Annotated in this window: 16 protein-coding genes; 7 read left to right on the top strand and 9 right to left on the bottom strand. The window is 67.6% G+C overall.

From position 1 onward, the window contains the following. The first annotated feature begins 102 nt into the window (after nucleotides 1-102). Nucleotides 103-1,455: a DoxX family protein gene (locus LTV02_RS01895; protein ID WP_233037492.1), complete on the top strand. Its 1,353-nt coding sequence runs from the start codon at nucleotides 103-105 to the stop codon at nucleotides 1,453-1,455. Nucleotides 1,456-1,472: 17 nt separating this feature from the next. Here the strand turns inward: LTV02_RS01895 and LTV02_RS01900 are convergent, their stop codons facing one another. Continuing rightward, entirely contained in the window at nucleotides 1,473-2,438 is a 966-nt protein-coding gene (locus tag LTV02_RS01900; protein ID WP_233037494.1) for an alpha/beta hydrolase, read from the bottom strand. Nucleotides 2,439-2,634: 196 nt separating this feature from the next. Here LTV02_RS01900 and cobA point away from each other — a divergent pair, with 196 nt between their 5' ends. Both cobA and LTV02_RS01910 read left to right on the top strand, forming a co-directional pair. Further along, nucleotides 2,635-3,891, top strand: a complete 1,257-nt coding sequence (gene cobA, locus LTV02_RS01905) for a uroporphyrinogen-III C-methyltransferase (RefSeq protein WP_233037496.1) — start codon at nucleotides 2,635-2,637, stop codon at nucleotides 3,889-3,891. 150 nt (nucleotides 3,892-4,041) lie between these two features. After that, on the top strand, nucleotides 4,042-5,523 hold the full coding sequence (locus LTV02_RS01910; protein ID WP_233037505.1) for an MFS transporter: 1,482 nt from the start codon (nucleotides 4,042-4,044) through the stop codon (nucleotides 5,521-5,523). Nucleotides 5,524-5,571: 48 nt separating this feature from the next. Here LTV02_RS01910 and LTV02_RS01915 read toward each other — a convergent pair whose 3' ends face one another. Beyond that, complete coding sequence (locus LTV02_RS01915; protein ID WP_233037507.1) at nucleotides 5,572-6,492, bottom strand: SMP-30/gluconolactonase/LRE family protein; 921 nt, start codon at nucleotides 6,490-6,492, stop codon at nucleotides 5,572-5,574. A gap of 154 nt (nucleotides 6,493-6,646) precedes the next feature. Between LTV02_RS01915 and LTV02_RS01920 the strand changes: the two genes are divergently transcribed. The 3 genes from LTV02_RS01920 (at nucleotide 6,647) to LTV02_RS01930 (ending at nucleotide 8,622) form a co-directional block, all read left to right on the top strand. After that, nucleotides 6,647-7,282 (top strand): HD domain-containing protein, encoded by a 636-nt coding sequence (locus LTV02_RS01920; protein ID WP_233037509.1) that lies wholly within the window; start codon nucleotides 6,647-6,649, stop codon nucleotides 7,280-7,282. A gap of 20 nt (nucleotides 7,283-7,302) precedes the next feature. Then, the gene (locus LTV02_RS01925; protein ID WP_233037518.1) at nucleotides 7,303-7,815 is read left to right on the top strand and encodes a nitroreductase/quinone reductase family protein; all 513 of its coding nucleotides are present in this window, start codon (nucleotides 7,303-7,305) and stop codon (nucleotides 7,813-7,815) included. Between the two features lie 114 nt (nucleotides 7,816-7,929). Then, nucleotides 7,930-8,622, top strand: a complete 693-nt coding sequence (locus LTV02_RS01930) for a hypothetical protein (RefSeq protein WP_233037520.1) — start codon at nucleotides 7,930-7,932, stop codon at nucleotides 8,620-8,622. 3 nt (nucleotides 8,623-8,625) lie between these two features. Here LTV02_RS01930 and LTV02_RS01935 read toward each other — a convergent pair whose 3' ends face one another. Beyond that, on the bottom strand, nucleotides 8,626-9,102 hold the full coding sequence (locus LTV02_RS01935; RefSeq protein WP_233037522.1) for an Lrp/AsnC family transcriptional regulator: 477 nt from the start codon (nucleotides 9,100-9,102) through the stop codon (nucleotides 8,626-8,628). A gap of 92 nt (nucleotides 9,103-9,194) precedes the next feature. On the opposite strand from LTV02_RS01935, the gene LTV02_RS01940 reads away from it, so the two are divergent. Then, nucleotides 9,195-10,322, top strand: a complete 1,128-nt coding sequence (locus LTV02_RS01940; protein WP_233037524.1) for a metallophosphoesterase — start codon at nucleotides 9,195-9,197, stop codon at nucleotides 10,320-10,322. A gap of 121 nt (nucleotides 10,323-10,443) precedes the next feature. On the opposite strand, the gene LTV02_RS01945 is transcribed toward LTV02_RS01940, so the two are convergent. The 6 genes from LTV02_RS01945 to LTV02_RS01970 form a co-directional block, all read right to left on the bottom strand. Next, a complete protein-coding gene (locus LTV02_RS01945; RefSeq protein ID WP_233037526.1) occupies nucleotides 10,444-11,862 on the bottom strand; it encodes an NAD(P)/FAD-dependent oxidoreductase in 1,419 nt (472 codons plus the stop codon). Nucleotides 11,863-12,046: 184 nt separating this feature from the next. Beyond that, entirely contained in the window at nucleotides 12,047-12,853 is an 807-nt protein-coding gene (locus LTV02_RS01950) for an ABC transporter permease (RefSeq protein WP_233037536.1), read from the bottom strand. Nucleotides 12,854-12,941: 88 nt separating this feature from the next. Then, nucleotides 12,942-13,841, bottom strand: a complete 900-nt coding sequence (locus tag LTV02_RS01955) for an ABC transporter permease (RefSeq protein WP_067721887.1) — start codon at nucleotides 13,839-13,841, stop codon at nucleotides 12,942-12,944. After that, a complete protein-coding gene (locus LTV02_RS01960; RefSeq protein ID WP_233037538.1) occupies nucleotides 13,841-14,926 on the bottom strand; it encodes an ABC transporter ATP-binding protein in 1,086 nt (361 codons plus the stop codon). The genes LTV02_RS01955 and LTV02_RS01960 overlap by 1 nt, the downstream gene beginning before the upstream one ends. A gap of 1 nt (nucleotide 14,927) precedes the next feature. Next, on the bottom strand, nucleotides 14,928-16,121 hold the full coding sequence (locus LTV02_RS01965) for an ABC transporter substrate-binding protein (protein ID WP_233037540.1): 1,194 nt from the start codon (nucleotides 16,119-16,121) through the stop codon (nucleotides 14,928-14,930). Between the two features lie 212 nt (nucleotides 16,122-16,333). Then, complete coding sequence (locus LTV02_RS01970) at nucleotides 16,334-17,821, bottom strand: gamma-aminobutyraldehyde dehydrogenase (protein ID WP_233037542.1); 1,488 nt, start codon at nucleotides 17,819-17,821, stop codon at nucleotides 16,334-16,336. Nucleotides 17,822-17,898: the final 77 nt, after the last annotated feature.

A 17,898-nucleotide genomic window follows, 5' to 3' on the forward strand; every position in this document is an offset into this window, starting at 1 on the left:
TGCGAGGTATGCGCGCCCGGAAAAACCAGGGCTACGGCCTGATGTGCCGCGCCGCGCCGCTTTCTACCGTCGAGTCAGTGAAACGGTGAGGGAGAGGACGGGATGAGTACACAGGTGATCGCCGATCCGGGCGACGATCTCGGCGTGCCGGAGCAGGATCCGAAGCCGGTTTGGAATCCCTTCGCGCGCATCGGATTCCGCTTCGTGGTCAGCTATCTGACCTTGTTCTGCGTCATCTACCCGCAGCCCATCTTCGCCTTCCTGGGCGTCATCGCCCGATGGTTGCCCGAGGGCGCGCAGGTGAAGATGGTGGCCTGGCCGGGCCCGCTGGTGGAATGGGTGGGCCGCACCGTCTTCGACGCGGACGCGACGCTGCGCTCGGATTCCGGCAGCGGCGATCAGACCTATCTGTGGGTGCTGTGCTTCTGCATTCTGATCACCGCCGTCCTGGTGACCGCGGTGTGGAGCGTGCTGGATCGCAAGCGCACCGAATACCGGCGGGTGGCCGCCTGGTTCCTGCTGTTCCTGCGCTTCGTGCTGGCCGGGCAGATGCTGGGTTACGGCTTCGCCAAACTGGTTCCGCTGCAGATGGCCGAACCGGGCCTGACCACCCTGCTCACCCCGTACGGCGACCTGACCCATATGGCGGTGCTGTGGAACCAGGTCGGCACCTCGCCGGTCTACGAAATGCTGCTCGGCGCCGCGGAAGTGCTGGGCGGCCTGCTGCTCCTGCTGCCGCGCACCGCGCTTGCCGGAGTATTGCTGAGCCTGGTGAGTATGGCCCAGGTGTGGGTGCTGAACATGACCTTCGACGTGCCGGTGAAGCTGCTGTCGTTCCATCTGCTGCTGATCAGCCTGGTGCTGCTGGCCCCGGACGCGCGCCGGTTGTTCACGGTGCTGAGCGGGCGCGCGACCGGGCCGTCGACCACGCCGGAGGTGGGACGCACCCAGCGCGGCAAGCGCATCGTGGCGATCGCGGGTGCGGTGCTGGCGGTCTGGTTCGTCATCGCGAATGTGGCCGAATGCTGGGAAGGCTGGCACAAGTGGGGTCCGGGGCAGCCGAAGTCGGAGCTGTACGGGATCTGGGTGGTCGGTGAATTCACTCGCGACGGGCAGCCGGTGCCGCCGTTGCAGACCGATGAGACCCGTTGGCAGCGGGTGGTTTTCGAGCGGCCGGAGATGGCGTTCTATCAGCGCATGGATGGCACGCTGGTGCCGATGCTCAGCGATCTGGACGCGGGCGCGCACCGGATCACGCTGAAGGCGCCGCCCGAAGGCACGCAAACCCTGGGCTCGTTCACCTTCGAACGCCCGTCGGAGGATCGGCTGATTCTCACCGGCGAGCTGGACGGGCATCCGGTGGTCGTCACCCTGACGGCGACGGATCTGAGCAAGGTGCCGGTGCGGCAGGGCGGCCTGCATCTGGTGCAGGACTACCCGAGGGGCGTGAGCTAGCGTCCGACCGCGGTGGGTCAGCCGATCGATCCGATCTGGTTGGCCCACTGCGGATTCGGCGCATAGAACTCGCCGCCCGGCGCGAAGGCTCGCCGCGCGTCGGCATCGCCGAGCAGGCGGCCCGCCAGCCAGGCGGTCGGGTAGCCGAGATAGCCGTAGACCCCGGTCGTGCAGGGCCAGGACGCGGCGGCGCAATCCGGCGCGCCTTGGACGTCATTGTGATTCGGCCCGACCAGGGTGCCCCACACCTTCGGGATGCCGCCGGGGATCGCCTCGTAGTACGCCCGCACCGACTGCAATCCGATGGTCTGCGCCGGCAGCCCCTGCTCCGACGGTGAGATGAACACGTCCTGGGAACCGTTGATCAGGAAGACCGATCCGGTGGTGAGGCGGCCGGTGTCCGGGCACCACGCTCCGGTGCCGCACAGCACCTGCATGGGCAGTTCGATCGGAATCGCCGTGCTGATCCGGCCTCCGGAGTTCAGCATGGCATTGAGTGCGCCACTGGCGCCCTGTGAATGTCCCACCGCGCCGACCGCTCCGGTGTCGAGTTTGCCGTGGAACACGCTCGCCGGATCGGCGGCCAGTGCGGTCAGCTTGTCCACCGCCCCCGCGATATCCACCCCGGACCCGGTCGAGGAACTCTCGGTCGCGATCACCACGAAGCCCCAGGACGCCAGATGGCCGAGCAGGTACTCGTATTGATTCGGGTGTGCGTTGGTCCCGTCGCCCCAGGTGAGGATCGGATGCCGGAACCCGCCCGCGCCCAGGTCCGCCGGATACCAGATGTCGTAGGCCGCCCCCGTCGAATCGCAGCAGGTGAAGGCCTGTTCCGCGGTGACGCTCCACGGGCCCGGTCGCGAGTACTTCGACTCGGTCCCGGCGGCGGCGAGATAGGACTCGGCGTGTGCCGGCGGAGTCACGGTGATCGAGAGAAGCAGCGCGAAGAGGGCCGCGAGCAGGACGAGAATGCGACGAGCCATAGCGGAAAAGCATAAGTACGTCCGGTCGGTATGTCCGGTAACCGCGCGCGCACGGCGAGAACCCGCGCGCTGCGGCCATTTCCGTGTTTCCGGCCGTGCGCACCCGGGCGGCGGCCGTCGTGAGCTCGATATCAGTTGCTGAACGGACGCCGGGCGATTGCGGCGCGCCCGGCGCCACGCCGTAGTCTCGAACCTTGTGCAGCACACGTCAGTCCCCTCCGAGGAACAGCCCGCCGGCGACCCGAACTACCTGGTCGGCCTGGATCTGAACGGCCGCCGCGTCGTCGTGGTGGGCGGCGGTACCGTCGCCCAGCGGCGGCTCGGACTGCTCATCGCCTCCGGTGCGGACGTCCACGTGATCAGCCGCGAGGTCACCCCGGCCGTCGAGGGCATGGCGACCTCCGGCCAGCTCACCCTGGAACTGCGCGAGTACGCCGACGGCGATCTGGACGGCGCCTGGTACGCCATGGCCTGCACCGACGAGACCGCCACCAACGAGGCCGTGGTCGCCGAGGCCACCCGCCGCCGCGTGTTCTGCGTGCGCGCCGATATCGCCCGCCTGGGCACCGCCGTCACCCCCGCCACCGCGCGCTACGACGGCATGAGCCTGGGCGTGCTGGCGGGCGGCCAGCACCGGCGGTCGGCCGCGGTGCGCAATGCGCTGCTCGAGGCGCTGCAATCCGGTGTGGTGACCGATGATTCGGCCCCCGTGGTCCCCGGCGTCGCGCTCATCGGCGGCGGCCCGGGCGATCCGGATCTGATCACCGTGCGCGGCCGCCGGCTGCTGGCGCGCGCGAATCTCGTTGTGGCGGACCGGCTCGCGCCGCCCGAACTGCTCGCCGAACTCGGCCCCGACGTCGAGGTGGTGGACGCCGCCAAGATCCCCTACGGGCGGGCGATGGCGCAGGAGCACATCAATGCCGCCCTCATCGAAGGGGCGAAGGCGGGCAAGTTCGTGGTCCGGCTCAAGGGCGGCGACAACTACGTATTCGGCCGCGGCTACGAGGAATTGGAAGCCTGCGTGGACGCCGGTATCCCCGTGACCGTGGTCCCCGGCGTCACCAGCGCCATCTCGGTCCCCGCCCTGGCGGGCATCCCGGTCACCCACCGCGGCGTCACCCACGAATTCGTGGTGGTCAGCGGCCACGTCGCCCCCGACCACCCGGACTCCCTCGTCGACTGGCCCGCGCTGGCCAAGCTGCGCGGCACCATCGTCCTGCTGATGGCGGTCGAGCGCATCGAGAAGTTCGCCGACGCCCTCATGACCGGGGGCCGCGCCGCCGACACCCCGGCCACCGTCATCCAGGAAGGCAGCCTGCGCACCCAGCGCATCCTGCGCGCCGATCTGGCCACCATCGCCGAACGCGTCCGCGCCGAGGGCATCCGCCCGCCCGCGATCATCGTCATCGGCCCGACCGCCGGATTCACGGCGGGCGCGCCGGATCTCGCCTGACCGCGCCCGATCGACCAGTCGCGCGCGGGCGGGACCGGATCTCGCTGCGGCGAGCGGAATCCCGCCCCGGCGACCGCGTGCACGCTGGGATGATGGGGCGGTGGATTCGGCGGGAGGGGGTTCGGTGAGACCATCCATTACAGTGGCTGGGTGCTCGAGAACCCCGCTGCGACGATGCAGTATCCGGTGACCAAGCGGGCGTTCGGGCTCGCGATTCTCGTTTTGAGCGGGTTGCAGCTGATGGTGGTGCTGGACGGCACCGTCATGATTCTGGCGCTGCCGCGGCTTCAGGAGCAGCTGGGCCTGTCCAGTGCGGGCAGTGCGTGGACGGTGACCGCCTACGGGCTGCCGTTCGCGGGGCTCATGCTGCTGGGCGGGCGGCTCGGCGACTCGTTCGGGCGGAAGAAGATGCTGATCTACGGCGTCGCCCTGTTCACGCTGGCGTCGGCGCTGTGCGGCACCGCCCAGAACGAAGCCTGGCTGATCGCGGCGCGCGCCCTGCAGGGCACCGGCGCCGCTATCGCCGCGCCGACCGCATTCGCTTTGGTGGCAAGCACTTACGCGCCGGGACCCGCGCGCAATCAAGCGGTCGCGATCTTCGGTTCGATGGTGGGCGTGGGCTCGGTGGGCGGCCTGGTGGTCGGCGGCGCGCTGACCGAAGTGGATTGGCGCTGGATCTTCTGGATCAACGTCCCGATCGGCATCCTCATCGTGCTCGGGGCCATCTATCAGCTGCGCGATACCGAGCACCACCGCATCAGCCTGGATATCCGGGGCGCGGTGCTGGGCACGCTCGCCTGCGTGGCCATCGTGTTCGGTGCGACCGAAGGCCCCGAGCTGGGCTGGGACAACCCGATCATCCTCGGTTCGGTGATCGGCGGCCTGCTGCTGCTGGTGGTCTTCGTCTTCGCCGAACGCGATGTGGAGAATCCGCTGCTGCCGTGGTCGCTGTTCGACAGCCGCGACCGGGTGATCACCTTCGCGGCGATCTTCCTGCTATCGGGCGTGCTCGGCGCGACCACCTTCTTCGTCGCGCAGTTCCTGCAGAACGTGCTGGGCTACAGCCCGCTCATGGCCGGTCTGGCCAGTATTCCGTTCACCCTCGGCGCGGGCGTCGGCACCGCGGTCGCCTCCAAGGCGGCCATGGTGGTGCGGGCCCGCTGGCTGCTGTTCGGCGCCGCCCTGCTGCTGGCCGCCGGCCTGTTCTTCGGCTCCACCCTGGATCGTTCGGCCGAATACTTCCCGACCCTGCTGATCCTGCTGTCGGTGGTCGGCTTCGCCGTCGGCATCGGTATCTGCGTGCTGCCGCTGTGCGTGCTGGTCGGCGTGGACATGGCGCATATCGGCCCGCTCTCGGCGGTCGGGCAGATGTTCATGAGCATGGGCACGCCGTTCGCGGTCGGCCTGCTCAGTCCCGTCGCGGCTTCGCGGACGCTCGCGGTCGGCGGCAGCACCAAGATCACCGATATGTCGCCGCTCCAGATCGACGCGCTGAGCAACGGGTACACGCTGGTGCTGTTCGTCTGCGCGATCGGCACCGCGGTGATGGGTTTGATCGCGCTCACCCTGCGGTACACGCCCGCGCAGCTGGCGCAGGCGCAGCACGCGCAGGACGAGGCGCAGAAGTCCTGACTTCGCTGCGACGACGCCCCCTTCCGGAAACGGAAGGGGGCGTTCGCTTTATCGGGGCAGGTGCGTGACCGCGATCGCCGATTCGCTGAGGCTGCCGAGATACAGCATCCCGTTGTGTTCGGCGACGGAGGTGACCATGGCGTAGTCGGTGCCCTCGCGTTGCAGGTCGTGCACGGGCGTGCCGTCCAGGCCGAACGCCATCGCCCAGACGGTGCGCTCCGGCTTCGGTTGCAGCGCTTCGGGAATCGTCCAGGTCAGCTGCCGCAGTAGGCCCGGGAGCGGAAGCAGCAGGTCCAGCAACGGTTTACGCGGCGAGGTGATCGAAACCCACACCAGGCCATCGCTGCCGAGCAGCATATTGTCCGGGAAGCCGGGCAGGTTCTCCACCAGCGGTTCGGCGGTCCCCGCGCGCGGTCCGGTCAGCCAGTACCGGGTGATGCGGTAGGCCCCGGTCTCGGCGACCAGCACGCTCGCGCCATCGGGTGCGACGACCAGCCCGTTCGCGAAATTCAAGCCGTCCAACAGGATTTCGATCCGCCCGTCGGCGGTGCGCCGCAGCAGCCGCCCGGTGCCGGAGTGCTCGAGGATGTCGCCCATCCACTGCTCGAGCGGCCAGCGGCGCGAGGACTGCGTGAAATAGACGACCCCGTCGGCGGTCTCGACCACATTGCTCGGGAATTCCAGCGGCTCGCCCTCGATCTTGTTCACCAGGGTTTCGAGCTTGCCGCCCGGCTTCTCCAGCCGCATCAGCCCGCCGACCGTATCGCAAATCAGCACGGACCCATCCGGATTCGCGTGGAGCCCGAGCGGCCGTCCGGGTGTCCGCGCGAGCTGCTCGATGGTGCCCAGCGCCGGATCCACCGCCAGTATCCCGCCGTCGTCGATACCGGTCAGCACCCGCCCGTCCGCCGCTATCACCACATCCTCCGGCCCGCGCCCGGGCAGTTCGATCCGCCGCAATTCCGGCATGGCCGGCACACTGCGCTTTTCCCGGGCGCGTGACGTGGCGCGCGGGGGCGTCCATCGGCGTGGCTGCATAAACATGCCTCACCGTAGCGCCGGTGTCGAATCACACGCCCCCGAAAGCCTGTTGTCCGCGACCGGGATTCGGCACACTGCCTGGATGGGGAGAAACACCGCCGCGGAACTGCTGGAGCGCTGGATCGAACTGGCCGGTCCCGACGCTCGCGAAATCGGGGAGGACCTGATCCACCGGTATCAGGAACCGCACCGCCGCTATCACACGGTCGACCATCTGGCCTACATGCTCACCGTCATCGACGATCTGGCCGCCGATGCCGAGGACCCGGACGCGGTGCGCTACGCGGCGTTCTTCCACGACGCCGTCTACGCGGTGGATCGCGGCGAAAACGAAGAGCGCAGTGCGCGATTGGCCGAATCGGTGCTGCCCGGCCTGGGCGTGGATCCGGCGACGGTGGCCGAGGTGGGCCGTCTGGTGCGGCTCACGGCGGGCCATCATCCCGACCCCGCCGATGCCAACGGCGCGGTGCTCTGCGATGCCGATCTGGCCATCCTCGCCGCCGACGAACCCACCTACGCCGCCTACGCCGCGGCCGTCCGCGCCGAATACGCCCATGTCCCGGACGAATTCTTCCGGCCCGGCCGCGCCGCGGTGCTGGAGGGGCTGGCCGGTCAGGAATTCCTGTTCCGCACGCCCACCGCCCGCGCCCGCTACGAATCGGCGGCCCGCGAAAATCTCGCGCACGAACTCGCCGAACTAGGACACGATCTGACCTAGTCCCCGGAAATACTGATCTCATGAGCGAAACGGAATTCACCGCGGCACAGTCGAATCGGACCGATATCACCAGCTACGACGATCCGAAAGCGCCCTGGAACCAGGCGTGGGACGAAGCGGGCAGCATCAACGGCTGGAACGACGGCGTGATCAAGGAGTTCCGCGAGAACGCGGGGCAGGTCGGCGGCGCGTACGCCGGCGGCGATCTCATCCTGCTGACCACGACCGGCGCCAAGAGCGGCAAACAGCACACGACCCCGCTCGGTCCGCTCTACCGGGGCGACACCCTCTACGTGAGCTCCTTCATCGAGGACAAGTACCCGGCCTGGGTCCACAACATCAAAGCCCACCCGCAGGTCACCATCGAACTGCGCGACAAGACCTACCAGGCCACCGGCAAGGTCCTCGAAGGCGCCGCCTACGACGAGTTCGCCGCCTGGGTTCTGGCCGACAATCCCCTGCTCGCCGATTACCAGTCCAAGGTCGACCGCCCGCTGCCGCTGGTCACGCTCACCCTCGATCGCGAAGCCTGATCGCACCCGGCGCCTGGGTGATGTCAGTAACGAACTGGCTAACCCAGGTGTCGAGTGGGTACCAGTACCGATGTGCACGCCTATGGTCGGACGGGTCGAGCGAAGGGGCTGGTGATGTTCGAGAAGATGCTGCAGAAATCCGTCGAGGTCGTACTGCGGGGCGGAACGAGCGTGCAGGTGCCGCTGGCAACCCGGTATGTGGGTCGGCTACGCCGAAAGCATCCCGACCGCACTCCCGCCGATCTCGCCGGCGGTTTGGAAACCCGCTACCTGACGGTGGTCACCGTCAGCGGTGCCCTGGCAGGTTTGAGCGCGGCGGTCCCCGGTGTGGGAACCCTGATCGGCTTGGTGGTCAGCGGCTTCGAATCGGTCTTCTTCCTCGAGGCCTCCGCGATGTACGCGGTATCGGCGGGCACTGTGCACGGCATCGAGAACCTGCCGCCCAAACAACGCCGGGCCATGGTGGTGACCGTCGTCCTCGGTGAAGCCGGCGCCGAGATGCTCGGCAAGAACGCCAGTCAATCCGCCCGCGATTGGGCGAGCGTCGTCGCCGACCATCTCCCGGTGATCCGCAATATCGACAATGCGCTGGCCCGCAAGTTCATCGTGTCGTTCCTGGCCAAACGCGCCGTGCTGCTGTTCGGCAAGACCCTGCCCGCCGGCATCGGCGCGGTGATCGGCGGCGTCGGCAACCGGGCCATGGCCAAGACCGTTGTCGCCAACGCCCGCAACAGTTTCGGGCCGCCGCCCGCGCGGTGGGGACAGGCCGATGATGCATCGGCCGCCGTGCTCACCGCCGGGCGCTGAGGCTCAGCGGGTGCCCCACTTGTAGGTCTGCTTGCGGAGTTTCAGGTAGACCATGATCTCGGCGTGCCGGACGCCCGCGAGGGCGCGGATGCGGGTGGAGACCAGTTCCAGCAGGGCTTCGTCGTCGGGGCAGACGGCTTCGCAGAGTATGTCGTAGCGTCCGGCCGCCACCACCACGTAGTTGATCTCGTCGATGGCGGCCAGCGCGTCCGCGACCGGTTGCACGGGGCCGTCGACGGTGATGGCGATCATGGCCTGGCGGAAGAGCCCGACCTGGAGGGGGTCGGTGACGGCGACGATCTGGATCACGCCGGCGTCGGAGAGTTTCTGGACGCGTTGCCGGACCGCGGCTTCCGACAGGCCCACCGCCTTGCCGATGGTGGCGTAGGCGCGGCGTCCGTCTTCCTGCAGCTGCGCGATGATGCGCTTGGAGATGTCGTCGAGCAGCGGGCCGCCCCGGCTGGAAGTCACATCGGTCACGCTGGCAATCCTCGCATCCGGATCGGGGGTTTGCTGGTTCGCCCACAGCGAGACGGGCGGCCGGGCGCGCCGGGAATCCCTAGGATGATCTGGTGAAGCATGTTCCACGGGCGGCATTCGTTCTCGCGATTCCGGCCCTGCTGTTCCTGGCCCCCTGGTTCGTACTCGTCGCGGGACCCCTGCACGGGGCGGCGTTCTGGGCCGGAACCGCCTTGTTCGTGGCCGGCTACCTGGCGCTGCCCGCGGGCATGCTGCTCGGGCACGGGCCGCCCCAGTCCGATGCGGCGTCGATCTTCGGCGACACATTGCTCGGCGTGATGTGGGTGCTGTTCAGCTGGTCGGTGCTCGGCGCGGTGGCGCGGGGCGTGCTGCGGCTGGCGGGCGTGCCCGGTACCGACGCGGCGCGGATCGCCGCGATCGGCGTACTCGGTATCTCGGCCGTCCTGGTGACCTGGGCGATCTACGAAGCCCGGCGTGTTCCCCGGGTGAAGACCGTCGAGGTCACCATTCCTGGCCTGGGCAAAGGTCTGGACGGACTGCGCATGGTGGTCGTCACCGACACCCACTATGCCGCGCTGAACCGCCTGCGCTGGTCCGAGCGGGTGGTCGATATCGTGAACGAACTCGAGCCCGATATCGCCTGCCACGCAGGCGATCTCGCGGACGGTTCGGTAGCGGCCCGGCATGCCCAGGTCGATCCGCTGGGCAAGGTGAACGCCGAATACGGCCGCTTCTACATCACCGGCAACCACGAGTACTTCGGCGATGCCCCCGGCTGGATCGAGCACATGTCCGGCCTCGGCTGGAAGCCCCTGCACAACGAGCACCAGGTGATCTCCCGCAACGGCGACAGCCTGATCATGGCCGGCGTCGACGACCCCACCGGCCGCGCCCTCCCCGGCCACGGCCCCGACCTGCCGGCCGCCCTCTCCGGCGCCGACCCGTCCCTCCCGGTGATCCTGCTCGCCCATCAACCCAAACAAATCCCCGACGCGGTGAAAGCCGGTGTAGCCCTGCAAATCTCGGGCCACACCCACGGCGGCCAGATCTGGCCCTTCCACTACCTCGTCCGCCTGGATCAACCGGTAGTAGCGGGCCTGAGCCGCCACGGCGCCCACACCCAGCTCTACACCAGCCGCGGCACCGGCTTCTGGGGCCCCCAACTACGCCTCTTCGCCCCGAGCGAAATCACCGTCCTGATATTGCGCAGCCCCGCCTGACAATTCGGCAAACGCCGATGGCCGCCACCGTCAGAGCCCGGCGGCCCGCGCCCAGGACGCCCACCGCGCCATCCGAACCCTGAAGCGCCCGCGCGCATTTCGATGCGCGCGGGCGCGCCGGTCAGCTGTCGAAGCCGAGGCCGGTGGCGTCCATTGCTTTCAGCCAGAGGTTGCGCCGGCCCTGGTGGGTGTCGGCGCGGGCCAGGGACCAGCGGGTCAGGTTGATGCCTGCGGAGCGGAGGGGCTCTGGGGGGAGGGGGAGGGGGCGGGAGCGGACCATGCGGAGGCGGGTGCGTTCGGTGTCGAGGCCGTAGAGCTGGTCGAGCATTACTTCGGCGCCGAATCTTGTTGCGCCTACGCCTAAGCCGGTGTAGCCGGCGGCGTAGACCAGGCGGCCTTTGTAGGCCGAGCCGAAGAAGGCGCAGAAGCGGCCGCAGGTGTCGATGATGCCGCCCCAGCGGTGGGTGAAGCGCAGGCCGTCCAATTGCGGGAAGGTCTGGAAGAAGTGCTGGGAGAGGGTTTCGAAGGTGGCTTCGTTGTACTCCAGACTCGGGGAGACGCGTCCGCCGAAATGGTAGATGGCGTCGTAACCGCCGAAGAGGATGCGGTTGTCGCCGGTCAGCCGGTAGTAGTGGAACCGGTAGGAGGCGTCGCCCAGGCCCATGCGATGGCGGCCCCAGCCGATGGAATCGAGCTGCTCGGGGGTGAGCGGCTCGGTCATCAGGGCGTAGTCGTAGACGGGGACCACGTGCCGCGACACCTTGGCCAGGGGGCCTTGGAAAGCGCTGGTGCACAGGGCGACCCGGGGCGCGCGGACTTCACCGTGCGGGGTGTGCAGGGTCAGCGCGCCGCCGTGCGACTTCGAGATGCGCTGCACCGGAGTGCCTTCGTAGATGCGCACCCCGGCTTCCAGGCAAGCCCGCCGCAATCCCCACGCCAGCCGCGCCGGATCGAGCATGGCGACGCCGTCGCGATCCCACCAGCCGCCGAGATAGGTGGGGGAGTGCACCATATTCTGCACCTGCCCGGCATCGAACAGCTCACTGCGATAACCGAGTTCGGCCGCCCCTTCATGGCTTTCCTGCAGCCATTCGAGTTCGTGCGGCGCGGTGGCGACTTCCATTTCCCCGGTGCGCTCGAAATCGCAGTCGATGCCGTAGCGGCGGATCGCGTCCTCGATATCGTCGAGGTTGTCCCGGCCCATGCGTTCCAGCTGGGCGATCTCGTCCGGGAACCGTTCCATGCCATTGGCCAGCCCGTGGGTGAGGCTGGCGGCGCAGAATCCGCCGTTGCGGCCCGAGGCCGCGTGCCCGCACAGGGCGGACTCGACCAGCACCACATCGGTGTCGGGATCGCGTTCCTTGGCCAAGAGCGCCGTCCACAGTCCGCTGTAACCGCCGCCGATGACGGCCAGATCGGCCTGGGTCGCGGTGGTCAAGGGGTCCGTGGGGGTCGGCCGCTCGGGCCGGTCGGTCCAAAACGGCGTCGGCGCTGCATCGTTCAGGGCCGACGCCCACAGTTTGCTTCCTTTAGCCTGCATGGCCGATCTCCTCCTTCTCTCTTGCCGGACGGTCCAGCCGATCCGGCCCAACTACTGACGTGTTGGTCTGTGATGTTTCCGGCCGGGCGGCCGGTGCGCGGATACGCGAAAGCCCCGAGTGGGTATGGCGAAAAACCGCCGGTCGATCCGCGCATGGGGCGACGACCGGCGGCTGCCGGGGGAATCAGCTGGTGGCGGCGCGGTCGTCGGAGCGGCGGCGCATGCGCAGCTGCCCGGCGATGACGAAGACCAGCGAGATCAGGAAGGTCGCGGAGGCGACCGCGTTCACCTGCGGCGGGATACCGCGCAGATTGATGCCCCAGACGTACATGGGGAAGGTCTGCGCCTGTCCGGCGGTGAAATTGGTGACGACGAGATCGTCGAAGGACAGCGAGAACGCGAGCAGCGCCGCCGCCATGATGCCGGGCCAGACCAGGGGGAGCACGACGGACCGGAACGCCTGGAAGGGCGTCGCGTAGAGGTCCATCGCGGCCTCCTGCAGCCGGGGGTCGAGTCCTGCCAGCCGGGCCTTGACGGTCACGACCACGAACGACAGGCAGAACATCACGTGTGCGATGAGAATAGCCCAGAAACCCAGCGGGATCCCGAACCCGATGAACAGTGTCAGCAGGGACGAGCCCATCACGATCTCGGGCGTGGCCATCGGCAGGAAGATCAGCGCCTGCACCGTGGAGCGCCCGCGGAAGCGATACCGCGCCAGCGCGAAGGCGATTCCGGTGCCCAGCACGGTGGCCACCAGCGCGGACAGCGCGCCGATCAGCAGGCTCATGCCGAGCGCGTCGCGCAGCCCGGCCGGGCCGAACATATCGGTCCAGTTGTGCCAGGTGAAATGGAAGTCGTCGAAATCCAGGATGTAGGTGGTGTTGCGGCTGCCGGGCTGATTGAACGACAGCAGCAGGATGACGGCGATGGGCGCGAGCATGTAGGCCAGCACCAGATAGCCGAGCAACAGCACCCAGTTGGTGCGCAACCACCGAACAACCCGCGGCTGTTGGGGTTTCAGGGGCGAAGCCCCGCCGCGGGGAGGCGGAGGCGCGAGTTCCGAGAGTTGGTCCATGTCACACCACCTCGTCGGTATCGGTCTTGCGCAGGTACAGGATGACGAGAACCAGGATGGCCACCATCAGCACCACGGACAATGCGGAACCGGTCGGGATGTCCTTGACGACCAGCAACCGCGATTGAATCACATTGCCGATCATGGTCGTATTGGTGTTTCCCAGTAGCTGGGCATTGACGTAATCACCGGTCGCCGGCACGAAGGTGAGCAGCGTGCCCGCCACGATCCCGGGCATGGTGAGCGGCAACGTGACCCGCCAGAACGTCCGCACCGGCCCGTGCGCGAGATCGGCCGACGCCTCCAGCAGTTTCGGATCCAGCTTGTCGAGACTGGTGAACAACGGCAGCACCATGAAGGGCAGGAAGTTGTAGACCAGCCCCGCGATCACCGCGAAAGGCGTTGCCAGCAACCGCCCGTCCGGCCCGAGCAGATGAATGGCGCGCAAGAACCCCACCAGCTCACCGGTATCGGCCAGAATCGCTTTCCACGCGAAGGTGCGCACCAGGAAACTGGTGAAGAACGGCGCGATCACCGCCACCAGCATGAGGTTCTTCCACCGCCCGCCCTTCAAGGCGATCGCATAGGCGAGCGGATACCCGATGACCACGCACAGCACGGTGCAGATCAGCGAATACCCAAGCGACCGCAGAATCTGCGGATGATAGGTCTCCCAGGCATAGCTGAAGTTGTCCAGCGAAAACGTCTGCGCGTACCCGGTTTCGATCGACCCGGACCGGTCGTACATGCTCGCCGCCAGCAATTGCACCGTCGGCACCGCGAAGAACACCAGCAGGAACAGCATGCCCGGCGCGAGCAGCAGATATGGCGCGAGACCGCGTTTGCGGCCGGGTTCGGTGACCGGCGCGCCGGTGGCGGCGGCCGGTAGCAGCGCGGGCATCACGACCTCCCGAGCAGGAAGGCGTGATCGGGATTCCAGTGCAGCGCCACTTGCGTTCCGGGGCCGATGATTTCGCCGTGACCCGCATTGGGCACGTGCGCGGTCAGCTCCTGCCCCCAGCTTGCCTGCACCAGGTACTGGGTGGACACGCCCAGGAAGATGGCGTCGGTGACCACGCCGGACACGCTCGCCCGCCCGTCCGGCACCTGCTCGGGATCGGTTGCGATACCGAGCTTTTCGGGCCGGATGCCGAGCAGCGCCGCACCGCTGGTGATCCGGCAGCGCGCCGCGGGCAAGGCCAGCCGATGCCCTTGCGCCTCGAGGCTCACCTGGTCCCCGCTCCCGGTGACCGTGGCCTCGATCAGATTCGACTGCCCGAGGAAATTCGCCACGAAAGCGCTGGCCGGGAAATCGTAGATGTCCTGCGGCGCACCGAATTGCTCCAGCTTGCCCCCGTTCATCACCGCCACGGTATCGGCCATGCTCATGGCCTCTTCCTGATCGTGCGTGATGTGCACGAAGGTGATCCCGACCTCGGTCTGCAACCGCTTGAGCTCGAGCTGCATCTGCCGCCGCAGCTTGAGATCCAATGCGCCCAAAGGCTCGTCGAGCAACAGCACTTCGGGATGGTTGACCAGCGCGCGGGCCAGGGCGACGCGCTGCTGCTGCCCGCCGGAGAGCTGGGCGGGCTTGCGGCTCGCGAAACCCTCCAGCTGCACCAGTTTCAGCATCTGCGCGGCCTGCTGCCGCGCCTGCGTCTTGCCGATGCCCTTGCGCCGCAACCCGTATCCGACATTGTCCTCGACGGTCAGATGCGGGAACAGCGCGTAACTCTGGAACACCGTATTGATCGGCCGCCGATACGGCCGCAGATGTGTGATGTCCTTGTCGCCCAGCGTGATCCGGCCGGACGACGGCTCGTCGAGTCCGGCGATCATGCGCAGCGTGGTGGTCTTCCCACAGCCCGACGCGCCGAGCACGGCGAAGAACGAGCCGTCGGGAATGGTCAATTCGAGGTTGTCGACCGCGGTGAACGCACCGAAACTCTTGGTCACACCCTCCAGGCGCAGGTCCTGCGTGGTCATATCACGCTCCCGTCAGGGCCTGGAACTTGCTCTGGTAATCCTTCTCCTGGGCCTCGGTGAGCGACATGAAGATCTCGAGCTTCTTCTGCATCTCGAGGCTCGGGAAGATGAGCGGGTTCTGGGCGAGTTCGGGATTGAACTTGGCCATTTCCTCCTGCGCGCCGGCGACCGGGCACACATAGTTCACGAAGGCGGCCAGTTTCGCGGCGACGGCGGGATCGTAGTAATAGTCCAGCAGCGCCATGGCATTGGTGGCCTTCGAGGAGGTCACCGGCAGCAGGGCATTGTCGGAGAACAGCATCGGGCCTTCGGCCGGGCTGATGAACTTGATCTTCGGATTCTCGTTCTGCAACTGGATGACGTCACCGGACCACGCCATACAGGCGGCGATATCGCCCTTGGCCAGATCCTGGACGTATTCGTTGCCGGTGAATTTGCGAATGTGCCCGGAGGACACCGCCTTCTGCAGCCGGTCCAGGGCATTGGCGTAATCGTCGTCGCTGAACTTGGCGGCGCTCTTGCCGATGGCGTGCAGCATCAGGCCCATGGTGTCGGGCATCTCGGTGAGGGCGGTGACCTTGCCCTTGAGATCGGCCCGGGTGAGCAATTCCTCGATGCTGCGGACCTCGCCGGTCACCTCGGTGTTCACGCCGATGCCGACCAGCCCGGACTGCCACGGCACCATGCGGTCGTTGGCCGGATCGATATCGTGCCCGCGCAGCATGGGATGCAGATTCTTGACGAAGTTCGGCATCTTGGACACGTCCAGCTTCTGGAAGTAGCCCTGCCGCACGATGCGCACCGCGGTCGAATCGGAGAACACCGTGATATCGCGGTCGATGCTCTTACAGGAGCTCAGCTGCGCGCCGACCTTGCCCCAGAATTCGTTGTTGTCATTGATATCCGCCACATAGTCGACCTTGATGCCGGTCTTGGCGGTGAATTCGGCCATGGTGGGATGCACTTCGGCATTCCCGGCGGCTTCGTCCATGTAGCCGGGCCAGTTGGAGAAGTTCAGCGTCTTGTCGGTCGCCGAGGTGTCGGCGGGGACGCTGCAGGCCAGGTCGCCGGTCTTGGTGGAGCCCTTGGTGCCGCAAGCGGCGAGGGCACCGCCTACCGCGAGCATTGCGCCGGCCTTGAGGAAGCCGCGACGGCTGGAGCGCAGGCCGCGCATTTCGGGGGGTGGCATGTTCATGGGGGTTCGCACCTTCACCAGACTGAGACGGGGAGCGCGGCGGGCGGTGCCGCGGCGTCAAGAAGATATTCCCACAAAGTTCTTTTCCGGCAAGGGATTCCATTGAAAAATTCGTGTTACGCGACGGATTTAGTTGTTTCACTTGAGAATTGCTGCGGGCATGCCAATGCGGGCGGATGCCGGATGGCATCCGCCCGCGCGGGTGCGGAACGCTACTGAGCTCGGAAGACCGTGTCGTGCCACGGTTTGTGCGCGGCGGCGGTGATATCGAACATCACGTGCTTGATATTGGTGTACTCGTCGAATGCGTAGGTGGACATGTCCTTTCCGAATCCCGAGGCTTTGTAGCCGCCGTGCGGCATTTCGCTGATGATCGGAATGTGATCGTTGATCCACACGCAACCGGCCTGGATTTCGCGGGACGCGCGGCCGGTCCGGTACACATCACGGGACCAGGCCGAGGCGGCCAGTCCGTAGGCGGTGTCATTGGCCAGGGCGATGGCCTCGTCATCGGTGTCGAAGGGCAGCACGACCAGCACCGGGCCGAAGACCTCCTGCTGCACGATCTCCGAATCCTGGGCGGCGCCGGTGATGAGCGTCGGCTCGTAGTACGCGCCGCCGGGATCGGTGTGCTCCGGAATCCGCCCGCCGCGTACGACTTTCGCCCCGGCGTCGCGGGCCCGGTCCACCATGCCGCGCACCTTGTCGCGATGCGATAGCGAGATGAGCGGGCCCAGATCGGTGTCCGGATCCTCCACCGGTCCCAGCGTGACCTGGTCCATGAGATCCGCTACCCGGCCCACGAATTCGTCGAAGAGCGGGCGCTGCACGTAGGCGCGGGTGGCGGCGGTGCAGTCCTGGCCGGTATTGATCAGCGCACCGGCCACCGCACCGCGCGCGGCGGCTTCGGGGTCGGCGTCGTCGAAGACCACGAACGGGGCCTTGCCGCCCAATTCGAGATGCACCCGCTTCACCGAACCCGCCGCGGTGGCGGCGACCCGGCGGCCCACGAGCGTGGAACCGGTGAACGACACCATGGCCACGTCCGGGTGCTCCACCAGCGCCTGGCCCGCGGTCGCGCCGAGCCCGGTCAGCACATTGATCACGCCCGCCGGAACACCGGCCTCGGTGGCGGTCTCGGCGAACAGCAGTGAACTGAGCGGCGTGAGCTCGGAAGGCTTGAGCACCACCGTGTTTCCGGCGGCGATGGCGGGCAGGATCTTCCAGGCCGCCATCTGGAGGGGATAGTTCCACGGCGAGATGGACCCGATCACGCCGAGCGGCTCCCGGCGGATCGAGGAGGTGTGATCGCCGGAGTACTCCGCCGCCGCCTTGCCCTCCAGATGCCGGGCCGCCCCGGCGAAGAACGCCGTGTTGTCGATGGTGCCCGGCACGTCGAATTCGCTGGCCAGCCGAATCGGCTTGCCCGCGTTCAGGCTTTCGACCGCCGCGAACTCCTCGGCGCGCTCGCGCAGCAGCTGCGCCCAGCGGTGCATGATGTCGGATCGGGCGCCGGGCGTCGCGCCCGCCCACCCCGGGAAGGCCGCGCGCGCGGCGGCCACGGCGGCCGCCACATCGCCGGCGTTCGCACCCGCGCCGGCGGCGATGACCGCGCCGGTCGCGGGGGCGGTGATCTCCAGCGGGTCACCCGACCCGGCGCGGCGCTCACCCCCGATGAATTGCAGATCTTGGGGACTCACTGCGCTCCTCGTGTTGTGTCGTGTTCACCGGCTGTGCATGAGACGTTCGCATCCTTTCCGCTACCGCGCATCCCGAG

Source organism: Nocardia yamanashiensis, assembly GCF_021183565.1.
Taxonomy (GTDB): domain Bacteria; phylum Actinomycetota; class Actinomycetes; order Mycobacteriales; family Mycobacteriaceae; genus Nocardia; species Nocardia yamanashiensis.

Excerpts from the sequence above, each read along its gene's own strand:
- LTV02_RS01900 (WP_233037494.1), bottom strand. The coding sequence starts at position 2,438 with ATGGCTCGTCGCATTCTCGTCCTGCTCGCGGCCCTCTTCGCGCTGCTT.
- LTV02_RS01915 (WP_233037507.1), bottom strand. The coding sequence starts at position 6,492 with ATGCCGGAATTGCGGCGGATCGAACTGCCCGGGCGCGGGCCGGAGGAT.
- LTV02_RS01955 (WP_067721887.1), bottom strand. The coding sequence starts at position 13,841 with ATGCCCGCGCTGCTACCGGCCGCCGCCACCGGCGCGCCGGTCACCGAA.
- LTV02_RS01945 (WP_233037526.1), bottom strand. The coding sequence starts at position 11,862 with ATGCAGGCTAAAGGAAGCAAACTGTGGGCGTCGGCCCTGAACGATGCA.
- LTV02_RS01895 (WP_233037492.1), top strand. The coding sequence starts at position 103 with ATGAGTACACAGGTGATCGCCGATCCGGGCGACGATCTCGGCGTGCCG.
- LTV02_RS01965 (WP_233037540.1), bottom strand. The coding sequence starts at position 16,121 with ATGAACATGCCACCCCCCGAAATGCGCGGCCTGCGCTCCAGCCGTCGC.
- LTV02_RS01930 (WP_233037520.1), top strand. The coding sequence starts at position 7,930 with ATGTTCGAGAAGATGCTGCAGAAATCCGTCGAGGTCGTACTGCGGGGC.
- LTV02_RS01960 (WP_233037538.1), bottom strand. The coding sequence starts at position 14,926 with ATGACCACGCAGGACCTGCGCCTGGAGGGTGTGACCAAGAGTTTCGGT.
- LTV02_RS01920 (WP_233037509.1), top strand. The coding sequence starts at position 6,647 with ATGGGGAGAAACACCGCCGCGGAACTGCTGGAGCGCTGGATCGAACTG.
- LTV02_RS01925 (WP_233037518.1), top strand. The coding sequence starts at position 7,303 with ATGAGCGAAACGGAATTCACCGCGGCACAGTCGAATCGGACCGATATC.